The sequence below is a fragment of the Sinorhizobium sp. Y406 genome (assembly GCF_058732025.1).
Genome location: NZ_CM178974.1, coordinates 1,158,750 through 1,179,439, shown reverse-complemented (window position 1 = coordinate 1,179,439; position 20,690 = coordinate 1,158,750). Strand labels below are relative to the sequence as shown.

General features: G+C 61.5%; 23 protein-coding genes. 7 read left to right on the top strand and 16 right to left on the bottom strand.

All coding sequences use genetic code 11. The features are described from left to right. Positions 1 to 104 precede the first annotated feature (104 nt). From AC4P1R_RS05700 to AC4P1R_RS05670, 7 genes are all read right to left on the bottom strand, one after another. Positions 105 to 938, bottom strand: a complete 834-nt coding sequence (locus tag AC4P1R_RS05700) for a phosphatidate cytidylyltransferase (RefSeq protein ID WP_069457816.1) — start codon at positions 936 to 938, stop codon at positions 105 to 107. Continuing rightward, a complete protein-coding gene (locus AC4P1R_RS05695; RefSeq protein WP_069457817.1) occupies positions 938 to 1,681 on the bottom strand; it encodes an isoprenyl transferase in 744 nt (247 codons plus the stop codon). Before AC4P1R_RS05695 ends, AC4P1R_RS05700 begins: the two co-directional genes overlap by 1 nt. Positions 1,682 to 1,717: 36 nt before the next feature. Next, positions 1,718 to 2,278, bottom strand: coding sequence for a ribosome recycling factor (gene frr, locus AC4P1R_RS05690; protein WP_069457818.1), 561 nt, complete (start codon positions 2,276 to 2,278; stop codon positions 1,718 to 1,720). A 49-nt stretch (positions 2,279 to 2,327) separates the two neighbouring features. Then, a complete protein-coding gene (gene pyrH, locus AC4P1R_RS05685; protein ID WP_069457819.1) occupies positions 2,328 to 3,050 on the bottom strand; it encodes a UMP kinase in 723 nt (240 codons plus the stop codon). A gap of 193 nt (positions 3,051 to 3,243) precedes the next feature. Then, on the bottom strand, positions 3,244 to 4,167 hold the full coding sequence (gene tsf / locus AC4P1R_RS05680; protein ID WP_069457942.1) for a translation elongation factor Ts: 924 nt from the start codon (positions 4,165 to 4,167) through the stop codon (positions 3,244 to 3,246). 251 nt (positions 4,168 to 4,418) lie between these two features. Then, complete coding sequence (gene rpsB / locus AC4P1R_RS05675) at positions 4,419 to 5,186, bottom strand: 30S ribosomal protein S2 (protein ID WP_069457820.1); 768 nt, start codon at positions 5,184 to 5,186, stop codon at positions 4,419 to 4,421. 212 nt (positions 5,187 to 5,398) lie between these two features. Then, positions 5,399 to 6,220 (bottom strand): cell envelope integrity EipB family protein, encoded by an 822-nt coding sequence (locus AC4P1R_RS05670; protein ID WP_069457821.1) that lies wholly within the window; start codon positions 6,218 to 6,220, stop codon positions 5,399 to 5,401. A 133-nt stretch (positions 6,221 to 6,353) separates the two neighbouring features. Between AC4P1R_RS05670 and AC4P1R_RS05665 the strand changes: the two genes are divergently transcribed. The 4 genes from AC4P1R_RS05665 to AC4P1R_RS05650 are packed head-to-tail and all read left to right on the top strand — an operon-like array spanning position 6,354 to position 9,217. Beyond that, positions 6,354 to 6,821: a RidA family protein gene (locus AC4P1R_RS05665; RefSeq protein WP_069457822.1), complete on the top strand. Its 468-nt coding sequence runs from the start codon at positions 6,354 to 6,356 to the stop codon at positions 6,819 to 6,821. 13 nt (positions 6,822 to 6,834) lie between these two features. Next, positions 6,835 to 7,560 carry a glycerophosphodiester phosphodiesterase gene (locus AC4P1R_RS05660; protein WP_069457823.1) on the top strand — a complete coding sequence of 242 codons (726 nt, stop codon included), beginning with the start codon at positions 6,835 to 6,837 and terminating at the stop codon, positions 7,558 to 7,560. A 4-nt stretch (positions 7,561 to 7,564) separates the two neighbouring features. Next, positions 7,565 to 8,746, top strand: coding sequence for a GNAT family N-acetyltransferase (locus AC4P1R_RS05655; protein WP_069457824.1), 1,182 nt, complete (start codon positions 7,565 to 7,567; stop codon positions 8,744 to 8,746). Positions 8,747 to 8,797: 51 nt separating this feature from the next. After that, a complete protein-coding gene (locus tag AC4P1R_RS05650; protein ID WP_069457825.1) occupies positions 8,798 to 9,217 on the top strand; it encodes an HIT family protein in 420 nt (139 codons plus the stop codon). A 2-nt stretch (positions 9,218 to 9,219) separates the two neighbouring features. Here the strand turns inward: AC4P1R_RS05650 and AC4P1R_RS05645 are convergent, their stop codons facing one another. The 8 genes from AC4P1R_RS05645 to AC4P1R_RS05610 all read right to left on the bottom strand — a co-directional run bounded on the left by AC4P1R_RS05645 (position 9,220) and on the right by AC4P1R_RS05610 (position 16,347). Continuing rightward, complete coding sequence (locus AC4P1R_RS05645; protein ID WP_069457826.1) at positions 9,220 to 9,591, bottom strand: AzlD domain-containing protein; 372 nt, start codon at positions 9,589 to 9,591, stop codon at positions 9,220 to 9,222. Next, the gene (locus AC4P1R_RS05640) at positions 9,561 to 10,298 is read right to left on the bottom strand and encodes an AzlC family ABC transporter permease (protein WP_069457827.1); all 738 of its coding nucleotides are present in this window, start codon (positions 10,296 to 10,298) and stop codon (positions 9,561 to 9,563) included. Before AC4P1R_RS05640 ends, AC4P1R_RS05645 begins: the two co-directional genes overlap by 31 nt. Positions 10,299 to 10,454: 156 nt before the next feature. Continuing rightward, positions 10,455 to 12,950: an ATP-dependent Clp protease ATP-binding subunit ClpA gene (gene clpA / locus AC4P1R_RS05635; RefSeq protein WP_069457828.1), complete on the bottom strand. Its 2,496-nt coding sequence runs from the start codon at positions 12,948 to 12,950 to the stop codon at positions 10,455 to 10,457. A gap of 9 nt (positions 12,951 to 12,959) precedes the next feature. After that, the gene (gene clpS, locus AC4P1R_RS05630; protein WP_069457829.1) at positions 12,960 to 13,313 is read right to left on the bottom strand and encodes an ATP-dependent Clp protease adapter ClpS; all 354 of its coding nucleotides are present in this window, start codon (positions 13,311 to 13,313) and stop codon (positions 12,960 to 12,962) included. A 279-nt stretch (positions 13,314 to 13,592) separates the two neighbouring features. After that, positions 13,593 to 13,946, bottom strand: a complete 354-nt coding sequence (locus tag AC4P1R_RS05625; RefSeq protein ID WP_069457830.1) for a phasin family protein — start codon at positions 13,944 to 13,946, stop codon at positions 13,593 to 13,595. A 290-nt stretch (positions 13,947 to 14,236) separates the two neighbouring features. After that, positions 14,237 to 14,440: a DUF3126 family protein gene (locus AC4P1R_RS05620; RefSeq protein ID WP_069457831.1), complete on the bottom strand. Its 204-nt coding sequence runs from the start codon at positions 14,438 to 14,440 to the stop codon at positions 14,237 to 14,239. Between the two features lie 185 nt (positions 14,441 to 14,625). Continuing rightward, positions 14,626 to 15,453, bottom strand: a complete 828-nt coding sequence (gene cysE / locus AC4P1R_RS05615; protein WP_069457832.1) for a serine O-acetyltransferase — start codon at positions 15,451 to 15,453, stop codon at positions 14,626 to 14,628. 108 nt (positions 15,454 to 15,561) lie between these two features. Then, the gene (locus tag AC4P1R_RS05610; RefSeq protein ID WP_069457833.1) at positions 15,562 to 16,347 is read right to left on the bottom strand and encodes an alpha/beta fold hydrolase; all 786 of its coding nucleotides are present in this window, start codon (positions 16,345 to 16,347) and stop codon (positions 15,562 to 15,564) included. A gap of 182 nt (positions 16,348 to 16,529) precedes the next feature. Here AC4P1R_RS05610 and AC4P1R_RS05605 point away from each other — a divergent pair, with 182 nt between their 5' ends. After that, entirely contained in the window at positions 16,530 to 16,775 is a 246-nt protein-coding gene (locus AC4P1R_RS05605) for a zinc-finger domain-containing protein (protein ID WP_069457834.1), read from the top strand. 20 nt (positions 16,776 to 16,795) lie between these two features. Continuing rightward, positions 16,796 to 17,968: an FAD-dependent monooxygenase gene (locus AC4P1R_RS05600; protein WP_069457835.1), complete on the top strand. Its 1,173-nt coding sequence runs from the start codon at positions 16,796 to 16,798 to the stop codon at positions 17,966 to 17,968. Between the two features lie 118 nt (positions 17,969 to 18,086). Here the strand turns inward: AC4P1R_RS05600 and AC4P1R_RS05595 are convergent, their stop codons facing one another. After that, a complete protein-coding gene (locus tag AC4P1R_RS05595) occupies positions 18,087 to 19,274 on the bottom strand; it encodes a cystathionine beta-lyase (RefSeq protein ID WP_069457836.1) in 1,188 nt (395 codons plus the stop codon). 338 nt (positions 19,275 to 19,612) lie between these two features. Here AC4P1R_RS05595 and AC4P1R_RS05590 point away from each other — a divergent pair, with 338 nt between their 5' ends. Beyond that, positions 19,613 to 20,638, top strand: a complete 1,026-nt coding sequence (locus AC4P1R_RS05590) for an amino acid ABC transporter substrate-binding protein (protein WP_069457837.1) — start codon at positions 19,613 to 19,615, stop codon at positions 20,636 to 20,638. Positions 20,639 to 20,690 lie beyond the last annotated feature (52 nt).

Here is a 20,690-nt window from a genome sequence, read left to right as displayed (position 1 = left end):
CTCTTTGGCTTTAAGAACCCATGCAAGCACCGACAGGACAATGACGAAACTGTGAGGCTCCCCTGCACCTCCGGTTCTGAACGCCGCCCACCGTCGCAACCAGCCTAAAGGCCCAGCAGCACGGAACCGAAGGCGGATTCCCGGCCGCCACTCAACAGAAGCTGGCCCAACACAAGAAGCAATGCCGCACCGCAGGCGAAAATCAGTCCATCGACCCGATCCATGACGCCGCCATGCCCCGGTATCAGGCGACTCGAGTCCTTCACGCCGAAGCGTCGCTTTATGAAGGATTCGAACAGGTCGCCGATCTGGCTGGCGATCGAAAGCGTGAGGGCGATGGCCACGATATGAAGGTCCTGCAGCGAAAAATGCGCCATGAAGATGGCGACGCCCGAAAGAACGCCGCAGATCGTACCGCCGATGGCCCCCGACCAGGTCTTGCCGGGCGAAATCGCCGGGGCCAGCTTCGGACCCCCGATCGCCCGACCGACAAAATACGCGAAAATATCGGTCCCCCAAACGACGGCGAAGACGAAAAGCATCGCGATGAGGCCGAGATAATCCACCCCGCGAATGGCCGCCAGAGAAATGCTTGTCAGGCCGGCATAGGCTATACCGCCAGGCAGCCACCAACTCGCCTTCCTGAAAGACACCCATAGCGCCGCAACCGCGATCGAGCCCGCAAGCACAGGCAGGGTCAACGGCATGTGGTCGAAAAGCACCAGAACAGCGACGACCGCCTGCGTGAGCCAGCCGAAGGCGTTGCCCCGGAAATCCCGATCGACGAGCCTCGTGATCGTCGACCACTCGTAATAGACCAAAAGGCCGATCGCGACGGCCAGAAGCTGGAATGCGAAGCCTCCGGCCCAGGTGGCGCCCAGAGCGACGGCGGCGAGCACGACCGCGGAGGCGATTCGAAGCTTCAGTTCGCTCGGCATCAGGAGCCGACCGCCAAAGTCGGTTGCGGCAGCCCGCCAAAGCGGCGTTCACGGCCGGAATATTTCTCGATCGCCGCGATGAAAGTCTCACGCGTGAAATCCGGCCACAGTTCTGGAATGAACAGCAATTCGGAGTAGGCTCCCTGCCAAAGCAGAAAATTTGACAGGCGCTCCTCTCCACTCGTCCGCAGGATGAGATCGGGGTCGGGTATGCCTGCCGTGTCGATCGTTTCTGCGATCCGCTCTGCCGTGATGTCGCTTGGCGTAAGACGCCCGTCGGCCACCTCTTCGGCCAGCCGGCGCATCGCCCTCGCCAGTTCGTCCCGCGCCCCGTAATTGAAGGCGATCACCAGCGTGATCCCCGTATTGGCGATCGTGGTCTCTTCCGCCTCGAGCAAGAGCGGCAGGATGTCGCCGCTCAGGTTCGTGCGGTCGCCGATAACGCGGATGCGGACGTTCTCGCGGTGCAGGTCCGCCAGATCTCTTCGCACGAAAGACTTGAGCAGGCCCATGAGATCGCTGACCTCATCCTCGGGCCGGCTCCAGTTCTCCGATGAAAATGCAAACAGGGTCAGATAACGGATACCCAGTTCCGCAGCCGTCCTCACCGCGCCGCGGACCGCCTCGACCCCCTTGCGGTGCCCCATCGTGCGGGGCAGTCCACGCGCGTTCGCCCAGCGACCGTTGCCGTCCATGATGATGGCGACGTGAGCCGGCGCGTTTGTGAAGGTGATATCTGGCATGGGCTGTCCGAAAATAGAGACTCACAATTCCACGGGTCAGACCTGCATGATTTCCTTTTCCTTGTCCGCGAGCAAGCGGTCGATCTCGGAGATCATTTCATCGGTCATCTTTTGCACGCGTTCCGACTGGGCGCGGCTCTCATCCTGGCCGATCTCGCCATCCTTTTCGGCTTTTTTCAGGTCATCCATACCGTCGCGGCGGACATGGCGCACCGCTACCTTGCTTTTCTCGGCATAGTCATGTGCGACCTTGACGAGCGACTTGCGACGCTCCTCATTCAGCTCCGGCAGCGGAATGCGCAGATTCTGCCCGTCCACGATCGGATTGAGGCCGAGATTTGCCTCCCTGATCGCCCGCTCGACTGCACCGACCATGGATTTGTCCCAGACCGAAACCGACAGCATGCGCGCTTCCGGAACCGTGACGTTGGCGACCTGGTTCAGCGGCATGCGCGATCCGTAGGCCTCGACGGTCACCGGATCGAGAACGTTTGCCGATGCGCGGCCGGTACGAAGCGAGGCGATGTCGTGCTTGAACGCGGCAATCGCCCCGTCCATCCGGCGCTTCAGTTCCTTCAGATCCACACCTTCACTCATGATACTAGCTCCCGTTCTGTTAGGCGGCCCACCGGGCCTCCGCAGATTATCAGTTATCCGTCACGATGGTGGCGCGACCGCCACCGGTCAATATCTCCGCGAACCCGCCTTTCTCGTGGATCGAGAAAACGACGATCGGAATGGCATTTTCCCGCGCGAGCGCCACCGCCGCAACGTCCATCACGGCCAATCCCTTTTCGAGGACCTCACTATGGGTCAGCCGATCGAAGCGGGTGGCAGAAGGAACTTTCTTCGGGTCGGCGGAATAGATCCCGTCCACCTGCGTTCCCTTGAAGATCGCCTCCGCTCCCATTTCCGCGGCGCGAAGCGCGGCTGCGGAATCGGTCGTGAAGAACGGATTGCCGGTACCGCCGGCAAAGATCACCACACGACCCAGAGAAAGATGATAAAGCGTCGCGCGCTGCGAGAAGCTTTCACAAATCTCCGGCATCGCGATTGCCGACAGCACCACCGTATCGATGTCGAGTTTGCGCAGCGATGTTGCAAGAGCAAGCGCATTGATGACCGTCGCCAGCATGCCCATGTGATCGCCCGTCACCCGGTCGCCGCCTTTGGAGGCGACCGCCACGCCACGGAAGATGTTGCCCCCGCCGACAACGACGCCGACTTCCACGCCCATGGCCCGAGCCTCGGCGATGTCGGATGCGATCCGATCGGCAACCGTCACATCGATGCCGAAGCCCTGGCTCCCCATCAAGGCTTCGCCCGAGGCTTTGAGAAGAACGCGCTTGTAGATTGGCTTGGCCGACATCATCACTCCTGAACAGATCGGCACGCATGCGCGAAAGGCACGCACGGCGGCAACAAGGAAAAACCCGATTGCGTGGTATCGACCGCCTCCATGTGCATTCCAGCGGGCCCGACGCAATGACGAATGCCGGATACACGAAGGGCACCGCGTTGTCACGCGATGCCCTGAGCTTTTCCCATTCGGGAAGAAGAAATCAACCCTTGGCGGCGGCCGCCACTTCGGCTGCGAAGTCGGACTCTTCTTTCTGCACGCCTTCGCCGAGCAGCAGGCGAGCGATGCCCGTTACCTCGATCGGCGCGCCGACGCTCTTTTCGGCCTCCTTGAGGGCTGCTTCAACGGTCTGGTCGGGGTTCATCACGAAAGCCTGCGAGAGAAGCGCGACTTCCTCGAAGAACTTGCGCATGCGACCCTCCACCATCTTCTCGATGATGTTGTCCGGCTTGCCCGAAGCGCGCGACTGCTCGATGAAGACGTTGCGCTCACGTTCGGCAACCGCCGGATCGATCTCGCTCGGGCGCACGGCAAGCGGGTTGGTCGCCGCGACGTGCATGGCGACCTGGCGGCCAATGGCGTTCAGCGCTTCCTTGTCGCCCGTGGACTTCAGCGCGACCAGAACCCCAAGCTTGCCGATACCATCGCCGGCGGCATTATGGATGTAGGTCGCGACAACGCCATCCTCGACAGCGAGCAGGGCGGAACGACGCAGCGTCATGTTCTCGCCGATCGTCGCAATCGCGTCCTTGATGGTTTCTTCCACAGACTTGCCGGTGGCCGGATAGGTCGCGTTGGCAACGGCCTCAACGCTGCCGTCCGTACCGAGCGCGACGCTGGCGACGCCGCGGACGAGGTCCTGAAAGGCGTCGTTGCGAGCGACGAAGTCGGTCTCGGAATTGATTTCGACGACAACGGCCTTGTTGCCGGCGCTGGCGATGCCCACGAGACCTTCGGCAGCGGTGCGGCCGGACTTCTTGTCGGCCTTCGCGATGCCCCTGGCGCGCAGCCAGTCGACTGCGGCTTCCATGTCGCCGTTGGTTTCAGCAAGCGCCTTCTTGCAATCCATCATGCCTGCGCCGGTCTTCTCGCGCAGATCCTTCACCATCGCGGCAGTAACAGTCATCTTCATGCCTCTTCATCTGTTTCGCTGGCGCGCCAACCGCAAAGTGGCGCCGTGCCAGAAGGTTTGGCAGGGAATGGCCTGTCGATGTGACACCGTGATGACGTCGCCATCATGGTGCGGTGCGGGAAACTTTTTCGAATCAAGCCGCGCCATTCCCGGCTGAAAAGAACGAGGCCGTTCAGATTTCCATCAGAAACGGCCTCGTCCGAACAATTCAAGGGGTGCGGCAGCAATAGCTGCCGGCCTCCCGATCAGGCTTCGGACGATTCGTCGAGAGCCGGCTCGACCGGAACCTCTTCGGAGGCGCCGAGATCGCGGCCGGCAGCGCCCTGCTGACGCGCAATGCCGTCGATCGCCGCGCGGGCAACGAGATCGCAGTAAAGGGCGATCGCACGCGAAGCGTCGTCATTGCCGGGGATCGGATAGTCGATCTGGTCCGGATCGCAATTGGAGTCGATGATGGCAACCACTGGAATGCCAAGGCGCTTGGCTTCTTCGATGGCGATCGATTCCTTGTTGGTGTCGATGATGAACATCAGGTCCGGCGTGCCGCCCATGTCGCGGATACCACCGAGCGCACGGTTCAGCTTTTCGCGCTCGCGCTCGAGGTTCAGGCGCTCCTTCTTCGTGAAGCCGGAAGCTTCGGAAGCGAGAATCTCGTCGAGCTTGCGCAGGCGCTGGATCGAGTTGGAGATCGTCTTCCAGTTGGTCATCATGCCGCCGAGCCAGCGCGCGTTGACGTAGTACTGGGCGGAGCGCTTTGCAGCGTCAGCGATGATTTCCGAAGCCTGGCGCTTGGTGCCAACGAAGAGCACGCGGCCGCCGCTGGCGACGGTGTCGCTGACGACCTGGAGGGCGCGCGACAGCATCGGTACGGTCTGAGCGAGGTCGATGATGTGAACGTTGTTGCGGTCGCCGAAGATGTACGGCTTCATCTTCGGGTTCCAGCGATGCGTCTGGTGACCGAAGTGAACGCCTGCTTCGAGAAGCTGGCGCATGCTAAAATCAGGCAATGCCATGCCCTTATTCTCCTTTTCCGGTTGAACCTCCGCAAGGCGTCGAACGCATCTTACTGCGCCCACCGGCGGAACGATCCGGATTTCTCCCGGACAATCCCATGCCTCACGTGTGGAATGGACAGCCCCTTAGCCGCTACCATCCGATAAATCAAGACAGGAAGTCCGATTTGCCCTGCAGCGCCTCGCATTATCTGCTTTTGCGGTGGCCTGCTTTATTTGCACTCTTCCGCCTTGAAGACTTCGAGGTCGGCAAGCCTGCCGGCCAGGACGAAGTCTCCGTAGTCCATCGTCAAATCGCGGGTGACGCCATTCTCGTAGAGCTTGAAGGACATGCGGTAGATGGGCACGGCATCGCCCGTCGCTTCATCGTTGAAGTAGGAGATCGTCACCGGCCAGTAACTTTCGCCTGCGAGCTCGCCGGCTCTGCCGGCGTCCACGTCGTTCGGCTCCGGCTTGCGGGCCTTGCCCACGAAGGTGGAAGTGATCAGCGTCTTGTCACCCGAATCGGAGCCATCGAAGATGCGCGCCTCGAAGAAGGTCTCGCCCCTCTTGGCCCGCTCGATGACCTCCAGCATGTGCTCGGTCGGAAATCGACTTGCGGCCAGCGCCACTTCGCGCCTATCGGGTACGGTCAGTTCCACCTTGACGCCGGACGTCTCCTCATGCGCACTTCCGCGCACTTCCTTGTCCAGCTTCTCGTCGGTAAAGGAACGCGTCAGAAATCGGAAGCTGCCGGTTCTCATATCCTCGAAGGTGGTCGTCTGCTGGTCGGTCATGCGAACTTCTTCGCCCGTGTCCACCTGGGTCACGAAGCGGAAGCTGACCGTGTACCCTTCGCAGGCGGAACCGTTGAACTCGTAGACCATGCGCCCGTACATTCCGCTGATGCCGGAACGTTCGGATGCGTCCTTCAGCTCAAGGTCGTAGACGGCGCGGTGAGGTGCGAGCGTACTGGCATTGGCCACGCCGGCCGCGGCCGCCGCAGCGAGCCAGGCGCCCGAGAGAGCGACCAGGCCGAGGCCTTTACGAAACATCCGTTTCCTCCTGTTGGACTCGGCGGCGATGCGTTAAACAAACGTTCGGCAGAAACAAGGCGACGCCACCTGGATCGAGCCCATCCTGCCTGCATGACGGATTTTATCACAAAAGACAACAACGGAGCCCTCTATGTCCGCAGAGATCGAAACGCGCCTCAACGAACTCGGTATCGTGCTTCCGCAGGCGGTCGCGCCTGTCGCGAACTACGTTCCATTCGTCGTCACCGGCTCGACGCTCTATATTTCCGGGCAATTGCCCATGGAAGCCGGCAAGGTCGCGGTCACGGGTCATGTGGGCAAGGATGTCGATGTCGCGGCGGCGCAGCGGGCGGCTGAGCTCTGCGCGATCAACATCCTGGCGCAGGCAAAGGCCGCGCTCGGCGGCGATCTCGGGCGCATTCGGCGCCTCGTCAAAATCAACGGCTTCGTCGCCTCAACACCGGAGTTCACCGAACAACATCTCGTCATCAACGGCGCCTCGAATCTCCTGGCGAATGTGCTCGGCGAAGCCGGCAAGCACGCGCGCGCCGCGGTCGGCATGGCCTCCCTGCCCTTCAATGCGGCGGTCGAGATCGATGCCATCCTCGAGATCGCCTGATCGGGGCGCCACCATGAAGGACACGTCCTTTCTCAAGACGCAGCCGATCGCGCATCGCGGCTATCACGACATGAACCGCGAGGTCTGGGAGAACACGCTTTCGGCCTTCGCCCGCGCCGTCGAGGCGGGCTTCGCGATCGAGTGCGACCTGCAATATACAGCCGATAGCATCCCGGTCGTTTTCCATGATGACGACCTGCGGCGTCTCTGCGGGCTGAAGGGGGATATCCGGGCGAAAACGGCCGGAGAACTCGCCCTCCTCTCCGTCGGAGGCACCGCGGACAAGGTGCCGACATTGTCGCAACTCCTCCGGCTCGTAGCCGGGCGCGTACCGCTCGTCCTCGAACTCAAGGGCCGGAAGGGCGACGACGAGGGCTTTGCGGCAGCCGTGCTCGACACGCTTGAGGGATACAAGGGGCCCGTGGCGCTGATGAGCTTCGACCATTGGCTGCTCAAGGACCTGAGGGCGCTCGACGCCCCCTATCCGCTCGGCCTGACCGCCGAAGGCTCCAGACCGGAAACCTTCTTCGTGCACGAAGAAGCGATGCAGTTCGGCCTGGATTTCATTTCCTATTTCTACGGCGACCTGCCGAACCCGTTCATCACCAAGGAGCGTACCCTCGGCTGCACGGTCATCACCTGGACCGTGCGCGACCGGCGGGCGCAGGAGCATACCTTCGCCCATGCCGATCAAATGACATTCGAGGGTTTCGATCCACGGGAGACCATGGTTTCCTAAGGTCATGTCAGACGCGATCACCATCCGCATCGAGCATTCGTTCACCGCGATTCCGCCGGCGAAGTGGGATCGGCTTGCCGGGGCGTCGAAAGCGCATGCTGGCACGCCCTATAACCCGTTTATCTCGCATGCCTATCTGTCGGCGCTGGAGCAATCCGGCTCGGCGACGGCGCAGACGGGCTGGCTGGGGCAACATCTGCTGATCGAGAATGCGGGCGGATCCATCACCGGTGGCCTCGTCTGCTACATGAAGAACCATAGCCAGGGCGAATATGTCTTCGACCATGGCTGGGCGAATGCCTTCGAACAGGCGGGGGGGCGCTATTATCCGAAATTGCAGTGTTCGGTGCCTTTCACGCCGGTCACGGGACCGCGCCTGCTGGCGGCCGACGGCACCGATCCCCGGCCGGTGCGGGAGGCGCTGGCCGCGGGCCTCAAGGAACTCACGCGCCGACACGGCGTCTCCTCCGCCCATGTGGCCTTCGTTCCTGCCGAGGAGATGCCGGCCTTCGAGCGGGCCGGTTTCCTGCACCGGACGGACCAGCAGTTTCATTTCATGAATGCGGGCTATAGCTCGCATGACGACTTTCTCGCGACCCTGGCGTCGCGAAAGCGCAAGGCGCTGAAGAAGGAGCGCCGCACTGCCGTCGAACATGGAATCACGATCGATTGGCTTACCGGCAGCGACCTGACCGAAGCCATATGGGACCAGTTCTTCGCCTTCTACATGGACACGGGCGGGCGCAAATGGGGACGTCCCTATCTGACGCGCGACTTCTATTCCCTGATCGGCGAACGGATGGCCGACGACATCCTGCTGGTCATGGCCAAGCGCGCCGGCCGGTACATCGCCGGCGCAATCAACTTCATCGGCGGCGAGGCGCTATACGGACGACACTGGGGCTGCATCGAGCATCACCCCTTCCTGCATTTCGAGGTCTGCTATCACCAGGCGATCGACTTTGCGATCGCCCGGGGCCTGCAGCGGGTAGAGGCCGGAGCGCAGGGCGAGCACAAGCTGGCGCGCGGCTATATGCCGGTGACGACCCATTCGGCCCACTTCATCACCCATCCCGGACTGGCGCGGGCGGTCGCGGACTACCTTGAACGGGAACGCCGCGATGTGGAAGAGACTGGCGAATTCCTTGCGGAACACGGTCCCTTCCGCAAAGGCGATCAACAATGAGACGACGAGCGGCGCCGAAATATCCGCCGCGCACCAACAAGAGGACGTGACATGAGCGGTTATGACACCAGCAATATCTTTGCCAAGATCCTGCGCGGCGAGATCCCCTCCCATCGGGTCTATGAAGACGATGCGACGGTGGCGTTCATGGACGTCATGCCGCAGGCGGAAGGGCATGTGCTGGTATTGCCCAAGGCCCCGTCCCGCAACCTTCTCGACGCGGACACAGCCAGCCTACCCGCCTTGATCGCGACGGTTCAGAAGGTCGCCATCGCGGCGAAGCAGGCCTTCGACGCGGATGGCGTCACCGTCATGCAGTTCAATGAGGCCCCGGCCGGCCAGTCGGTTTTCCACCTGCATTTCCATGTCATTCCCCGCAGGGCGGGCGTTCCGCTGAAACCGCATTCCGGACAGATGGTAGACGGCGACGTGCTGGCCGCAAATGCGGAGAAGATCCGGCAGGCGCTGTAGGGTCAGAATCCCAGCCACCAGAGTCCGGCGGCGAGAACCGCGATCGCCGTCGCGATGCCGGCGATCGGCTTTTGGCGGGCGAGAAAAAACGCAAGGGCGCCGAGAAAGACGGCGCTCAGCCGCAGCCACAGCGGCGATTGCGCAAGCACCCCGGTCGGAAAGAGGATCAGCTTCGCGATCACGGCCGCGACCAGCGCGGTCGCCACCGCCCTCACCCAGTTCAACGCCTCGGAATCGTCGCGGAGCTGCTTGCCGGCAATCACGCCCAGCCATCGCCAGATATCCGTGGCGAGCCAGCCGGCAATCGCGATGAAGGCATAGGCCCACCACCCCTCCAGCCAGTTCACGCGCCCGCCTCCCGCCGCAAGCGCCACAGGCGTTCGCCGGCCCAGGCGACCGTTCCGCCGCCGACGCCGGCAAGCAGGATATCGAACTCCGGAGCGATCCAGTAGAACAGCGGCCCGGCGACGAGACCGGCGGCAAGCGCCACGTAGACGACGGGGTGGCGCGCCGAATGCCAGATCGAGGCAAGGAAATAGACGGGCGTCAGGAAGAACAGGCAGCCGGCGACGATCGGCGGGAATTCCGCGACGAGATGATAGACGACCCCGACCAGGACCATATTGGCGGCAACCAGCGTGATGCCGAAACCCGCGAAAAACGTGACACGGCGGTTGCGCGGCACCTCATGGATTCGCTCCATCGCGAAGACCCAGGCGGTGATCGCAATAAAATGAGACAGCACCAGGAGTACCCAGGTCGGTGTTTTCGGCCCGCGCAGTTCGGGAACGAGCGCCGCAACCATCGGCATCAGCCGGACCGACGACAGAGTGACGGCAAGGAACGCCGTCGCGAGGCTGGCGCCGCCGAGTACCGAGCTGACGAGGATGACCTTCGCCGGCAAAGCCCAGACGGCACCGGTCATGAAGACGACCTGCTCCGGGGGGATGCCCGCCTGGACCGTGAGCGCGCAAAAGCCGACGAAGGACAGCATCAGGATCACGGCCGGAACGCTGCAAATCCCTCGCGCGCCCTTCAGGAACCAGGCAAGGGACGACCGTTCGTCTTCAACATCTTCCATGGATATCCCGGGGGATCAGTTGGGAATGACAGTAGACTTAGAGCTGCGGTTGAGGTTTGGTGCCCCGATTTACCCCCTCTGCCCTGCCGCATTGAGCAGAACCGTTGAAGGTGCCGGGTAATCCTACCGGCACCGTCAGGCACAATCACGATCGCGTCACTTCTTGCGCGGAACCTTCGGAACCGTCCGTCCCTTCAGCGGACCGCCATCCGAAGAACCGGGCTTGGCTGCCGCTTTCTTCGGTTTTGCCTTCGGGCCAGCCTCGGCGGCGACGGTTTCCTTTTCCTCCGTCTTCTTCGGCTTGGCGCTCTTTGCCGGCCGCGATACCTCCGCCTTCGGCTTTATCGGAGCCGTCTCCGGCACTGCGTCGAGGACCAGTCCTTGGCTGCCGTCCTCCTTCGTGCCGATCGTCACCTTGACGACGCCGCCCTTCTTGAGCTTGCCGAACAGGATTTCGTCCGCCAGCGGCTTCTTTATGTTCTCCTGGATGACACGCGCCAGCGGCCGCGCGCCCATCTTCTCGTCGTATCCTTTCTCCGCCAGCCAGGCGATCGCATCGGGCGCGAGGTCAAAGGTGACGTTGCGCTCGGCGAGTTGCGTCTCGAGCTGCATGACGAACTTCTGCACAACCTGATGGATGACAGGTGTCGGCAGCGAGTTGAACGGGATCACGGCATCGAGACGGTTGCGGAACTCCGGCGTGAACAGGCGGTTCAGCGCCTCGATATCCTCGTCTGTCCGCTTGGTCGATCCAAAGCCGATTGCCGGCCTTGCCATGTCGGAGGCACCAGCATTCGTGGTCATGATCAGAATGACGTTGCGGAAGTCGATCTTCTTGCCGTTGTGGTCAGTCAGAGACCCGTGATCCATGACCTGCAGCAGAATGTTGAAGAGGTCCGGATGCGCCTTCTCGATCTCGTCCAGAAGCAGCACGCAGTGCGGGTGCTGGTCGACGCCGTCGGTCAGAAGTCCGCCCTGGTCGAAGCCCACATAGCCGGGAGGAGCGCCGAGCAGGCGGGAAACCGTGTGCCGCTCCATGTATTCCGACATGTCGAAGCGCAGCAGTTCGACACCGAGCGACACGGCCAGTTGCTTGGCCACCTCCGTCTTGCCGACACCGGTCGGGCCGGAAAAGATGTAGCAGCCGATCGGCTTGTTCGGCTCGCGCAGGCCGGCGCGTGCGAGCTTGATCGAGGAGGCAAGCGCCTCGATCGCCAGATCCTGGCCATAGACGACCGACCTAAGCTCCTTGTCGAGATTGGCGAGCACCGCCTCGTCGTCCTTGGACACCGTCTTCGGCGGAATGCGCGCCATCGTGGCGATCGTCGCTTCGATCTCCTTTTCGGTGATCAGCTTGCGCCGCTTGCTGGCGGGAAGGAGCATCTGGGCCGCACCCGATTCATCGATGACGTCGATCGCCTTGTCCGGCAGCTTGCGGTCGTTGATATAGCGGGCGGAAAGCTCGACGGCAGCCCGGATCGCGTCATTCGTGTACTTGAGGTTGTGATAGCCCTCGAAATACGGCTTTAGTCCCTTCATGATCTCGATCGCGTCGGCGACCGTCGGCTCGTTGACATCGATCTTCTGGAAACGGCGCACCAGCGCCCGATCCTTCTCGAAGAACTGGCGATACTCCTTGTAGGTCGTCGAACCGATGCAGCGAATCGAGCCGGAGGAGAGCGCCGGCTTCAGGAGGTTCGATGCGTCCATTGCGCCGCCGGACGTTGCGCCCGCGCCGATGACCGTATGGATCTCGTCGATGAAGAGCACGGCTCCGGCATATTCTTCGAGTTCCTTCACCACCTGCTTCAGCCGCTCCTCGAAGTCGCCGCGGTAGCGCGTCCCGGCGAGGAGCGTTCCCATGTCGAGCGCGAAGATCGTCGCATCCTGAAGCGCCTCCGGCACCTGCTTCTCGACGATGCGTTTTGCGAGCCCCTCGGCAATCGCCGTCTTGCCGACGCCGGGATCACCGACATAGAGAGGATTGTTCTTCGACCTGCGGCAAAGCACCTGGATCGTGCGGTTGACCTCGGCATTGCGGCCGATAAGCGGATCGATCTTACCGGATTTCGCCTTTTCATTGAGGTTGACACAATAGGCGGTAAGCGCATCCTGCTGCTTCTTCGGCGCGGCTTCCTCGCTCTCGCGCGAAGCCTTCTGTTCGGATTCCTGATCTTCGGCGCCGCGCACCGGCCGCGACTCGGAACTACCCGGCCGCTTGCCGATGCCGTGCGAGATGAAATTGACCGCATCGTAGCGCGTCATCTCCTGCTCCTGCAGGAAATAGGCCGCATGGCTCTCGCGCTCGGCGAAGATTGCGACGAGCACGTTGGCACCGGTCACTTCCTCGCGGCCGGAGGACTGCACATGGATCACGGCGCGCTGGATGACGCGCTGAAAGCCGGCGGTCGGCTTCGAATCCTCGTCATAGCCGGTGACCAGGTTCGACAGTTCGTTGTCGACATAGTCGGTCACGGTCTTGCGAAGCGCGTCGAGATTTACGTTGCAAGCGCCCATGACGGCTGCCGCGTCGGGATCGTCGATCAATGCCAGCAACAGGTGCTCGAGCGTCGCATATTCGTGATGGCGCTCGTTGGCAAAAGTCAGTGCCTGATGCAGCGCCTTTTCAAGGCTGGGCGAAAATGTTGGCACGTTAGATCCTCATTTCTTTTCCATGACGCATTGCAACGGATGCTGATGCTGCCTGGCGAAATCCATCACCTGCGCCACTTTGGTTTCGGCGACCTCGTAGGTGAAGACGCCGCATTCTCCAACGCCATGATTATGGACATGGAGCATGATGCGGGTTGCCTCTTCCCTGTCCTTTTGGAAGAAGCGCTCCAGAATGTGAACGACGAACTCCATCGGCGTGTAATCGTCATTCAGAAGCAAGACGCGGTACAAACTCGGCTTCTTGGTCTTCGGCTTGGTGCGCGTGATTACGGAGGTGCCGCGAGTGGGGCCGCCTCCGTCTCCTTCGCTTCCCTGCTGCATCCGGACCGGCATGGCGATCATTCTGTTTCATTCCCTCAAGAGCCGCAATCCAGGGGCCATGGCCACGGCTTTATTGCCTTTATCTAATGGTTCGTTCTTGGATTTTAAGGCCGAACAGACGCACTGCAATCATATTCGCATGGCGAAGCACAAGATTGATGGGAAATTCTCTCACCGTCGAGCGCCTCCCGCATCCGGAGGATTCAAGCCCCGAGGCCTGGCCGCGCCTCCAATGACGAAGAAAGGCCGACCGCGAGCCCGCGACCGGCCTTTTTTGAAAGATGGCGATCGCCTTCGTCGTCAGGCGGCTGCGGCAGACTTGACCTGCGCGGTGGCCTTGGCAACCGGCGCCTCATAGGGCTTGTAGGCGTCCTTGGCGAGATCGGCATACATTTCGCTGATCTTCGTCGCTTCCGTGACGAAACCTTCGTAGCTCGCCTTCAGATAGTTCGTCTGAAGTTCGAAAGCTGCCTCCAGGCTCTTGGCATTGGACAGCTTTTCGAGATGGGCGATACCATCCTCGAACGACTTCTTCGAATAATCCGTTGCTTCGGTCGCGATTGCCTGGAAGCCTTTGGTCAGGGCGGAGTAGCTCTTGACGGCCACATCCATCACTTCCTTGCTTCTCTTATTCGCGTCATCGAAGTTAAACATTGGGCGTCTCCTTTTTGCGTGGGGCAGAGTGCGGTACAAATCTATGTGCAATGCACAAAAAGTCAAGTTATGTTGTGCATTGCAATAGCATGCAAATCCTGCAACAGCTTTGTGAAAGCGCCGCCCTTTTCAGTAGAATTCTGTGACGGCGACGCAAAAAGTACGACTTATGGAGAAAAAATCAGGCTGAGGGCACCGGGTATCAGAGAAAATCGGAATTTTTGCGGCACTCGCATCACGATGCGGGCGTGTGGGTGCAAAAGCCACACGCGCCGGTCCCCGGTCCGCCCTTACAGATCGATGTCCAGGATCGCCATCGAGAAATTGTAGGAAAGTTCGCCGTCCTCCTCATCGCGAAAGACGACGCCGAGAAATTCGTCGCCGAGATAGACTTCAGCGGATTCGTCCTTCCTCGGACGAGCCTTGACGACCATCGACTGATTAAAGGTGCGCTTGAAATAGGCCTCAAGCTTGCGGATCTCTTCGGGCTTCAAATCTACTCTCCGTAGCCGGTTGATTTCGGGCGCTTCTCGCATGCGATGGCGCCGGGTGTAAACCCACTCCGGCGCCTGCCGCCTGTGGAGACTGTGAGATTCTCCATCAACCCCCTGAACAGGAGGGTATTCATGTGACGCGGGCGCGGCCACGAAAGCGGGGCCTGCCGTCGCCGCCGCCTGTCTCAGATATCGAAACTCGAGAGCAGCTGGTCCATCTGACGCGACGGTTCCGAGCAGCCCGCCTCGCCGACAACCTTTGCCGGGACGCCTGCAACCGTGGTCTTCGGTGGCACCGGCTTCAGCACGACCGAACCCGCGGCCACGCGCGAGCAATGGCCGATGTGAATATTGCCAAGAATCTTCGCGCCCGCGCCGATCAGCACGCCGTTGCCGATCTTCGGATGGCGATCGCTGCCCTCCTTGCCAGTACCGCCAAGCGTGACACCGTGCAGGATCGAGACGTTGTCGCCGATAACGGCCGTTTCACCGACTACCAGGCCGGTCGCATGATCGAGGAAAATGCCGCGCCCGATGCGAGCGGCCGGATTGATATCCGTCTGGAAGACGCTCGAGGAGCGACTTTGCAGATAGAGCGCGAAGTCCTTCCGTCCGCGATTCCAGAGCCAGTGCGCGAGACGATGCGTCTGAAGGGCATGGAAACCCTTGAAATAAAGGACAGGCTCGAGGAACCGCGCGCAGGCCGGATCGCGATCATAGACGGCCTGGATATCGACGCGCAGGATCGTGCCCCATTCGGGCCAGTCATCGAGCATCTCCGAAAAGGTCTGATGCAGCAGGTTTGCCTGCAGGTCCGGATGATCCAACCGCTCGCAAATCCGGTAGATCACGCTTTCTTCCAGCGAATGCTGGTTGACGACCGTCGAATACAGGAAGGCGGCGAGCATCGGGTCGCGCTCTGCGGCCAGGCGCGCCTCTTCGCGCAGGCTATCCCAGATGGGATCGACCGCCTTTAGCGATTCCGCATGACGAAGTTCGGTCTTTGCGACCATGGCCGCGCTCCTTCCGATCAGATTCCTGCACCGTCAATCGGCCATATATAGGGCAATTCCCCGCCGACATAAATGGTCTCTTCGCGCATCGATGGAGACCGCGGCGGCCTATCTCCGGCCGACCTCTGCGAGGAACTCGAGAACCGCCTTCTTGAACACCCGGTCGCCCACCGCCAGCATATGGTCGCGCCCCGGAATGTCCAGCGCCGTGGCATGTGGCATCAGCGCGGCAAGTTCCTGTGCCGACCCGGCAATATCATCCTTCGTCCCGACGCCGATCAGCACCGGCGCCTCGATGCGCCCGACATCCTCCACCGATAGCAGATCGCGCGAGGTGGAAATGCACGCGGCAAGCGCCTGGCGGTCGCTCTTCGTCTGATCGGCAAAGGCACGGAACATGCGACCGCGTTCGTGCGTCACGTCCTCGAGCGATGGCGCAAGAAGCGCGCCGGCGATCGAATCCCAGTCCCCGACGCCCCTTACCATGCCGATCCCGAGCCCGCCGAAAATGAGCGAACGGACGCGGTGCGGATGCCCCAAGGCGAGGAAGGCGGAGATGCGCGCGCCCATGGAATAGCCCATAACATGCGCGTCGCCGATGCCGAGATGGCTGAGAAGTGCAGCCGCGTCACCCGCCATTTGCGGCGGGTGATAAAGGGAAGGGTCGTAGGGCTTGCTGCTGGCGCCGTGACCACGATTGTCGAGCGCAATCACCCGGTAGCCTGCTTCGCCCAACGCCTTCACCCATCCCGGAAACACCCAGTTGACGTTGGCGCTCGAGCCGAAGCCATGGATGAGCAGGATCGGATCCCCTGAACGGTCTCCCTCGTCGAAAAAGGCGATTTCCAGTCCGTCATGCACGAAGCGCGAGAATTGCGGCGGATTCAGATCCATTTCTGTTCCTGGCGAATTGTTCGATTTTGGCCGCAAACTAGGCGCAAAGGGCTTGGCGGAAAACCCCTGCACCCCCAAAAACCACAGGCGCGTCATGTTTGCTTCTACACATTTCCGACAAAGCTCACTATGGTGCCGGCAAAATCAAACAGCCAAGATTTGCATTCATCGGAGTCTCAAGCATGGCCGGCCACAGCATCCCGCATTTCCAGAACGACGGCGGGCACCGGGTAATCGAGATCGGCGTGAAGGAGTTCATGTGCACGGGCGCATCCATTCCCTTCGACCACCCGCATATCTTCATCGACATGGGCGATGACAACGAGAAGGTCTGCTCCTACTGCTCGACCTTGTATCGCTATAATCCTTCGCTGAAGGCGACGGAAACGATCCCGCCGGGCTGTCTCTTCGAAAACAAAGCCGCCTGATTGGCGTCGGCACGGCGCCGATGCAAAACGCGGCTCCGATCGCGATCGTCGGCGCCGGCATTGCCGGCCTCACGATGGCGCTCTGCCTTGCGCGCCAAGGCTTCAACACGGATATTTTCGAACAGGCGGAAACGCTCGAGGAGGTCGGCGCCGGGCTGCAACTCTCGCCGAACGCATCGCGAATACTAATCGAACTCGGGCTGCTCGAAGCGCTTCGGGCGGTTTGGAGCGAACCGGATACCATTGCTCTTGCCGATGGCCGGTCACTGCGGACGCTCGCACGCGTACCGGCTGGTGCCGACGCGCGCAGCCGCTGGGCGGCGCCCTATGGCGTGCTCCACCGAGCCAGCCTCCAGCGGATCCTGCTTCATGCCGTGCAGTCGGAGCCGCGCTGCCGGCTGCATCTCGGAAGCCGGATCGAAGGCGATCCCGTCCCGGCGGTCATGGCGGCAACCGGCCGGCGGCCGTCGGTCACCATCGGCGCCGACGGTATCAGGTCGCAGGTCAGAGCCACCCTCCCGCAAGGGGGGGCAGTGCGTTTTACCGGCGATGTCGCCTGGCGCCTGATGGTACCGCGCGCATGCGCGGCTAACTGCCTCTCGGACGATCGCGTCACGGCCTTTCTCGGAGCGAACGCTCACCTCGTAGTTTACCCGATCAGGGAGACGGACAGCTTCAACCTGATCGCGATCATAGGTGGGAGGCCCGCAAACGAGACATGGGTCGGCCAGAATTCCGAAGAGCGGCGACGGGAACTTGCCGCGGCATTCCGGCACTGGAACGCCGGCCTGCGCTCGATGCTCGACAGTGCCGCTTCAGCGACCTACTGGCCCCTCTGCACGGTCGGTAAAGGCCCGTGGCACAACGGGCGCGACATCGTTCTCATCGGCGACGCCGCGCATGCCATGACGCCATTTGCCGCTCAGGGCGCGGCGATGGCGATCGAGGACGCCCAGGAACTCGCCCGATGTCTCAAGCGATGCGACGATGTTGCCGCCGCGCTCCGCCAATATGAGGCCGCACGCAGGCCGCGCATTGCCCGTGTCCGCAAGAGGGGCGCCTTCAACCGCTTCGCTTATCATGCCGGAGGGCCAATCCAGGTGGTGCGCAATGCGGTTCTGGCGCTACGCGGCCCTGAAACGCTGGCCGCCGATCTCGACTGGCTTTACGGCTACGGCGCTCCGGGACGATAACGCATCGGCCCAAAAATCGTACCCGATTTTCGGAAAGCTCGATGCGCAGATTAAAAGAATTACATCGGCCTTGCGCGTCTGAAGAGACGCGCGGCGCTGGAGCGTCACTTCGGCGCGGTCAGACGGCCTTCGCCGCTGCAAGGCCGGCCTCGACGTCGCGCCGGATGTCCTGAACGTCTTCCAGGCCGATCTGCAGCCGGATTACCGGGCCTTCCGAAGGGGCTTTCGCCACCCTGCGGTCGGCGAGGTTCACATGAAGCGCCAGACTTTCGAAACCGCCCCAGGAATAGCCAAGGCCAAAGATGGAGAGCGCGTCGAGGAAGGCATGGGCCTTCGCCCTGCTCGTCTCCGGTCCGGCTTTCAGCACGAACGAGAAGATGCCGCTTGCGCCGCCAAAGTCACGTTTCCACAATTCATGCCCAGGAAAACTCGGCAACGCGGGATGCAGTACACGCGCGACCTCTTCATGGCCCTCGAGCCAGCGCGCGATTTCAAAAGCGCTTGCCTGATGCCGCTCGAGGCGAATGCCCATCGTGCGCAGGCCGCGCAGGATCTGGTAACTGTCGTCCGGCGACACGCATACGCCGAGCGTCACCATCGCTTCGCTCAGGGCCGGCCAATGCGCCGCATTGGCGGAAACCGTTCCGAGCAGGACGTCCGAATGACCGGACGGATATTTGGTGGCGGCGTGGATGGAAATGTCCACGCCATGCTCGAGCGGCCGGAAGTAGAGCGGCGTTGCCCAGGTGTTGTCCATGGTCACGATGCAGTCATGGCGATGCGCAGCCTCGGCAATCGCCCGGATATCCTGCATTTCGAACGTGTTCGAACCCGGCGCCTCCGTATGAACGAGCCGCGTATTCGGCCTGATCAAGGCTTCGATTCCCGCCCCTATCATCGGATCGTAGTATTCGACCGTCACACCGAGCCGGGTCAACATCGTGTCGCAGAAATGTCGTGTCGGGAAATAGACCGAATCGACGATGAGGGCGTGGTCGCCCGATGAGAGATAGGCAAGGAACGGCACGGTGACAGCCGCAAGCCCCGAGGGCACGAGAATCGTTCCAGCTGCTCCCTCGAGATCGTTTATCGCGTCGCAGAGCGCATCGGTCGTCGGCGTGCCGCGTGTACCATAGGTGTACTTCTGCGCCCGCGTTTCCATGGTTCTGGCGTTTGGAAACAGCACGGTCGAAGCGTGCACGACAGGCGGATTGACGAATCCATGGAAGTCGGAGGGATTGTTGCCGGTGTGCGCAAGGCGGGTGTTGACTCCCATCTCGCGAACTGCGCTCGTCTTTTCTGCCATTCGAAAAATCCGCTGTTGAAATTCGCCACGGCAACTCATCGAATGCCGCACCTGCGGGGTCAAGGGGGAAATTCGGCGGCGAGCCATCGAATCCCGATAAACGTGCAAGTGGCAGCATTTTGCGCATTACCTCCGGTTTTTCCGTCAGATCTGCCTAAACTTCTGGCGGATTTCATGTTTTTCACATGAAAAAACGGAAAATCGGCATCATCTCTTGACCCTTGTGGATTTTGGGCATGAGATAGACCGCACTCAAGCCAGGAGGGTGGCTGAGGCTGCACGCGCTATAAGCGCACGACCGTGCAGACGGGAACTAACAACCGAAAAGGTTCAAAAAAATGGCAAGAAGAATTCTGACAGCCTTGGTATGCGGTGCTGTCGCGGGGATTGGCGCAAATGCTGCATCGGCCGCTACCCTTGACGACGTGAAAGCGAAGGGCTTCGTCCAGTGCGGCGTGAACACGGGTCTCGCCGGCTTCGCGGCACCTGATGCTGCCGGCAACTGGAGCGGCTTCGACGTCGATTACTGCAAGGCCATTGCGGCCGCCATCTTCGGCGACGCCTCCAAGGTGAAGTACACGCCGACCTCCGCAAAGGAGCGTTTCCCGGCGCTGCAGTCCGGTGAAGTAGACGTCCTGGCTCGCAACACCACCTGGACCATCAATCGCGACACGGCACTCGGCTTCAACTTCCGCCCGGTCAACTATTACGACGGCCAGGGCTTCATGGTACGCAAGAGCCTCGATGTGAAGTCGGCTCTCGAACTCTCCGGCGCCGCCGTTTGCGTGCAAACCGGCACCACCACCGAATTGAACCTCGCCGATTATTTCAAGGCGAACAACCTGCAGTACAATCCGGTCGTCTTCGAGAAGCTCGAGGAAGTGAACGCAGCCTATGACGCCGGCCGCTGCGACGTTTACACGACGGACCAATCGGGCCTCTATTCGCTGCGTCTCACGCTTTCCAACCCGGATGATCACATCATCCTGCCGGAAATCATCTCGAAGGAGCCGCTCGGCCCGGCTGTCCGCCAGGGCGATGACCAATGGTTCGATATCGTCACCTGGATCCATTACGCTCTAGTCCAGGCTGAAGAATTCGGCATCACTCAGGCCAATGTCGAGGAAATGAAGAGCTCCGCCAACCCGGACGTTCAGCGCTTCCTCGGCGTAGAAGCCGATAGCAAGATCGGCACCGACCTCGGCCTTACCAACGAGTGGGCGGTGAACATCATCAAGGCAGTCGGCAATTATGGCGAGGTGTTCGATCGCAACATCGGCGCCGGCAGCCCGCTGAAGATCGAGCGCGGTCTGAACGCGCTGTGGACGAAGGGCGGCCTCCAGTACGCGATGCCGGTCCGCTGATCGGCATTTACGAACCGGGGGAGCGGTACCGCCGCTCCCCCGTCTTCAACGA

Bases quoted from the DNA above. Each gene is read 5' to 3' on its own strand.
- AC4P1R_RS05700 (WP_069457816.1), bottom strand. From the start codon at position 938: ATGCCGAGCGAACTGAAGCTTCGAATCGCCTCCGCGGTCGTGCTCGCC.
- AC4P1R_RS05695 (WP_069457817.1), bottom strand. From the start codon at position 1,681: ATGCCAGATATCACCTTCACAAACGCGCCGGCTCACGTCGCCATCATC.
- frr (WP_069457818.1), bottom strand. From the start codon at position 2,278: ATGAGTGAAGGTGTGGATCTGAAGGAACTGAAGCGCCGGATGGACGGG.
- pyrH (WP_069457819.1), bottom strand. From the start codon at position 3,050: ATGTCGGCCAAGCCAATCTACAAGCGCGTTCTTCTCAAAGCCTCGGGC.
- tsf (WP_069457942.1), bottom strand. From the start codon at position 4,167: ATGACTGTTACTGCCGCGATGGTGAAGGATCTGCGCGAGAAGACCGGC.
- rpsB (WP_069457820.1), bottom strand. From the start codon at position 5,186: ATGGCATTGCCTGATTTTAGCATGCGCCAGCTTCTCGAAGCAGGCGTT.
- AC4P1R_RS05670 (WP_069457821.1), bottom strand. From the start codon at position 6,220: ATGTTTCGTAAAGGCCTCGGCCTGGTCGCTCTCTCGGGCGCCTGGCTC.
- AC4P1R_RS05665 (WP_069457822.1), top strand. From the start codon at position 6,354: ATGTCCGCAGAGATCGAAACGCGCCTCAACGAACTCGGTATCGTGCTT.
- AC4P1R_RS05660 (WP_069457823.1), top strand. From the start codon at position 6,835: ATGAAGGACACGTCCTTTCTCAAGACGCAGCCGATCGCGCATCGCGGC.
- AC4P1R_RS05655 (WP_069457824.1), top strand. From the start codon at position 7,565: ATGTCAGACGCGATCACCATCCGCATCGAGCATTCGTTCACCGCGATT.
- AC4P1R_RS05650 (WP_069457825.1), top strand. From the start codon at position 8,798: ATGAGCGGTTATGACACCAGCAATATCTTTGCCAAGATCCTGCGCGGC.
- AC4P1R_RS05640 (WP_069457827.1), bottom strand. From the start codon at position 10,298: ATGGAAGATGTTGAAGACGAACGGTCGTCCCTTGCCTGGTTCCTGAAG.
- clpS (WP_069457829.1), bottom strand. From the start codon at position 13,313: ATGATCGCCATGCCGGTCCGGATGCAGCAGGGAAGCGAAGGAGACGGA.
- AC4P1R_RS05625 (WP_069457830.1), bottom strand. From the start codon at position 13,946: ATGTTTAACTTCGATGACGCGAATAAGAGAAGCAAGGAAGTGATGGAT.
- cysE (WP_069457832.1), bottom strand. From the start codon at position 15,453: ATGGTCGCAAAGACCGAACTTCGTCATGCGGAATCGCTAAAGGCGGTC.
- AC4P1R_RS05610 (WP_069457833.1), bottom strand. From the start codon at position 16,347: ATGGATCTGAATCCGCCGCAATTCTCGCGCTTCGTGCATGACGGACTG.
- AC4P1R_RS05605 (WP_069457834.1), top strand. From the start codon at position 16,530: ATGGCCGGCCACAGCATCCCGCATTTCCAGAACGACGGCGGGCACCGG.
- AC4P1R_RS05600 (WP_069457835.1), top strand. From the start codon at position 16,796: ATGCAAAACGCGGCTCCGATCGCGATCGTCGGCGCCGGCATTGCCGGC.
- AC4P1R_RS05595 (WP_069457836.1), bottom strand. From the start codon at position 19,274: ATGGCAGAAAAGACGAGCGCAGTTCGCGAGATGGGAGTCAACACCCGC.
- AC4P1R_RS05590 (WP_069457837.1), top strand. From the start codon at position 19,613: ATGGCAAGAAGAATTCTGACAGCCTTGGTATGCGGTGCTGTCGCGGGG.